Raw genomic sequence first — 3375 nt, forward strand, 5'->3', positions numbered from 1 at the left:
CCGGGGTTGGAGCCGCCGTCGGCCGGGCCCTCGCCGGCGCCTGCCGGGCCGTCTGCACCGCCGTCGTGGCCTTCCGGGTTCGATCCGCCGTCAGCGGGTCCTTCACCGGAGCCTGCTGTGCCGTCTGCGCCGCCGTCGTGCCCGTTGGGGTTCGATCCGCCGTCGGCAGGTCCTTCGCCACCGGCTCCGCTGGTGGTGATGTCGTCGTCGTTGATACTCATCGAATGCCTTTCCGTTAGCCGGTCGAGGGGCCTTTACGGCCCGTCGTGGGTATTGACGTTCGCGTGCACTTCCAAACACTACGATGGTGACCGTGACATCACACGCGATAACGCCTGATGTGCTGGGCGCGTGGGTCATCAAGTGCAACCCGAACAGGACGGATCTCGCACCGATGATCGCCGCGCGACGAGCCAACGAGCGCTGGTGCGTTGCCTCGAACTATCGCACCCGTTTGATGGCGCCGGGGCAGCCTGTGCTCTTCTGGGTGAGCGCCCATCGCGAGCGAGGGCTGTGGGGCGCAGGGCACCTCATCGGTGCGCCCGAACGCGGTCCGCAATGGAAGATAGCCACCGACATCGTGCTGTTCGACGAGCCGATCGTGGCGTCACGAATTCGATGCGTGCCTGCACTGTCGACGCTGGAGGTGTTCCGCTCCCCGCAGCAATCCAATCCGTCGTGGGTCACCTGCACGGAATGGGAGGCGCTGCAGGCTTTGCTGCCCGAGTAAACCGGGCGTCAGGTGACCCAGCCGGCGCGGAAGGCGGACAGAGCGGCCTCGACCCGGTTGTTGACTCCCAATTTGCCGAAGATCGCCGTGATGTGCGTTTTCACAGTGGTTTCGCTGAGGTACAGCTCTCGGGAAATGGCGGACGTCGTTGCGCCGGAAGCAAGGATGCACAGCACCTCTCGCTCCCGATCGGTCAACGAACTCAGTGCAGGGGGCGATGTGGGCGCTGCCGATGATGCGGCGATCCGCCGCAGGGCTTCGGCGCTGAAGAGGGTGTTGCCGGAGGCGACGGCACGGACGGCGAGATAGAAGGTGTCGGGCGCTTCGTCCTTGCTGACGAAACTGTGTGCGCCTGCGGCGACGGCCCGCACGACGAGGTCGTCGACGTCCATCGCGGTCATCGCGATGACTCTGGGCGGCGCGGGCATGGTCATGAGCTGCTCGGTGGCCTGCAGTCCTCCGATGCGCTTCATCTTGAGGTCCATGAGGACCACGTGCGGATTGTGCATGCGGACGGCGGCAGGCACTCGGTCACCGTCGTCCACGTCGGCAACGACGCGAATGTCATCGGTGGCAGCGAAGATGTCGGCGATGCCGCGGCGCACGAAGGCGTCGTCGTCTACGACGAGGACGGTGATCACGGGCGGTGATGTCATGGTGTGCGCAGCCTACGGCGGCGCTCCGACACCCGTCAGGCGTGCCACGGCAGCCATGCGTCGACAAGAAATTCTCCCGGCACCGGTCGGGCGTCGAACGTGCCGCCGACCGCCCGTACCTGCTCGTCGAGTCCTCTCAAACCTGTGCCCGAGCCGTGGGGGGAGGGTGATGCATCGGTCGCGTGGTTGCGCACGCGTACTCGGATGCCGTCGTGCACCGTTCCGTGCAACGCTACGGCGACCGGGGCACCCCGAGCGTGCTTCTGGGCATTGGTGAGTGCCTCTTGCACAACGCGATACGCTGCCTGACTGCTCGATGCACCCACATCGCCCGGCGCCAGATCGAATGTCAGCGAGATGGGTGTGCCGGCTTCTCGCGCCCCGTGCACGAGTTCTGCAATGCCCTCGACGCTCTGACGGCCACCCGGCGATTCTCCGGTGCCGCGAAGGACGCCGATGATGCGCTTCAGATCGTCCAGCGCTTCGTGCGCGGTCTGCCGAATCAACGACGCACTGTTGGCGACCTTCTCGGGGCCCTCGGTGCTGTTGACCTGCAGCCCGCCCGCGAAAAGCGATATCCGGCCCAGGCTTGCCGCCAGGGTGTCGTGCATGTCGCGCGCGATGCGGGTGCGTTCGGCCACGATGATGGCCTGTTCCCGGAGTACGTCCGACTGCTTGGCGTACCTATCACGTGTGTGCACTGCCGCGTCGAGGTCGGACTGGGTGCGGCGCAGGACGGCCAGCCCGATGACGGCCGCGACCAGGAACGCCGCAACGAGCCAGGCGATCCACAGTGGCACGTTCCACTCCGGGGGCGGGCCGTCCTTCGCCACGGTGGTACCCATGGTCATGACCGAGTAGTCGCGCCTGCGAAATGCGTCATAGGTCAAGGACATTCCGCATGCTGCGAAGACCAGGACGATCGGGATGGCCAGCGCGCGGCCGGTAACGACGTGTGCAACGGCGTAGAGCGCGATGAGCGCGGCCGTTGCATCCGTTTCGAAGAACAACGGCCCCGACACTGCGAGACCCAGGACGAGCCACGGGCGTTCGTGCCGCTTGATCAACGCGAATCCCGCGACGAGGTTGAGCAGCAGCCCGATGATCGGGATCCACTCGGGCACTTGTTCGGCGGACGTGGCCAAACCGAAAGTCATCAACGAGCAGAACACGCTCACCGTCACGGCTGCCGTCGTCCAGACGCGTCGACGCCACCTGCCCGGCGGGTTCGTACTCATGACAGGGACCCTACGGTCGAACACCGACACGGGGCTATCGCCCTTTCGATCCCACGGATCCGACCGAAAGGACGATGGCGACGGTCCGAACGACCGACGTGCCCGGCGGTTCCCTGCGGTGGAGTGAGTGCACTACCGCATCGACGAAGGGAACTCGCAATGACCACACCCCAGCAAGTGACGACCGACAGGCAGCGAAACTGGTTCGCGCGCCACAAGATTTTGAGCGTACTGATGGCGTTTGCCGTGGTGGTCATCGTGATCGCCGCGATGAACAGCGGACCCCGCGAGACCGCCGAAACGACGAGCGGTTCCGGTGGGCCTGCGGCAGCAACGGCGGAGCCGGCAAACGAGAAACCCGATCGGTCCGACGCCGCGCCGGGACTCGGGGCACCCGTCAGGGACGGGAAGTTCGAGTTCACGGTGACCGGCGTACAAGCCGGGGTCCCTACCGTCGGTGAGGAGTATCTGACCGAGACGGCTCAGGGTGAGTACGTGCTGGTGACGATGACCGTGCGCAACATCGGTGACCAAGCTCAGAGCTTCGCCGCCTCGGCGCAAAAACTCCTCGACGGGCAGAGCCGACAATTCTCCGCCGACGACATGGCGACGATCGTCTTCGACCAGAACATCTCGTACGAGCAGATCAACCCCGGCAACGCGATCGAGGCGACGGTCGTGTTCGACGTACCCGTCGGCACGGTTCCGATGGAGATCGAACTGCACGACTCACTGTTCTCCGGTGGTACGA

5 protein-coding genes are annotated in these 3375 nt (G+C 65.5%); 2 read left to right on the forward strand and 3 right to left on the reverse strand.

The annotated features are described in order from the left end of the window. Positions 1–221 (reverse strand): BatC protein (locus tag WBQ44_RS19650; RefSeq protein ID WP_495568343.1); only part of this gene is annotated, 221 nt, incomplete at its 3' end. 92 nt (positions 222–313) lie between these two features. Between WBQ44_RS19650 and WBQ44_RS19655 the strand changes: the two genes are divergently transcribed. Then, entirely contained in the window at positions 314–730 is a 417-nt protein-coding gene (locus tag WBQ44_RS19655) for a hypothetical protein (RefSeq protein WP_495568344.1), read from the forward strand. An 8-nt stretch (positions 731–738) separates the two neighbouring features. Here WBQ44_RS19655 and WBQ44_RS19660 read toward each other — a convergent pair whose 3' ends face one another. Both WBQ44_RS19660 and WBQ44_RS19665 read right to left on the reverse strand, forming a co-directional pair. Further along, positions 739–1386 (reverse strand): response regulator, encoded by a 648-nt coding sequence (locus WBQ44_RS19660; protein ID WP_495568345.1) that lies wholly within the window; start codon positions 1384–1386, stop codon positions 739–741. 35 nt (positions 1387–1421) lie between these two features. Continuing rightward, positions 1422–2624, reverse strand: a complete 1203-nt coding sequence (locus WBQ44_RS19665) for a sensor histidine kinase (RefSeq protein ID WP_495568346.1) — start codon at positions 2622–2624, stop codon at positions 1422–1424. Positions 2625–2783: 159 nt separating this feature from the next. Between WBQ44_RS19665 and WBQ44_RS19670 the strand changes: the two genes are divergently transcribed. Next, positions 2784–3375, forward strand: a 592-nt coding sequence (locus tag WBQ44_RS19670; protein ID WP_495568347.1) for a DUF4352 domain-containing protein, incomplete at its 3' end; no start/stop codon positions are given.

The organism is Rhodococcus sp. (in: high G+C Gram-positive bacteria) (assembly GCF_049591685.1).
Lineage (GTDB): Bacteria > Actinomycetota > Actinomycetes > Mycobacteriales > Mycobacteriaceae > Rhodococcoides.

What these genes read in the sequence shown, in the direction of transcription:
- WBQ44_RS19660 (WP_495568345.1), bottom strand. Translation starts at nt 1,386, where the DNA reads ATGACATCACCGCCCGTGATCACCGTCCTCGTCGTAGACGACGACGCC.
- WBQ44_RS19665 (WP_495568346.1), bottom strand. Translation starts at nt 2,624, where the DNA reads ATGAGTACGAACCCGCCGGGCAGGTGGCGTCGACGCGTCTGGACGACG.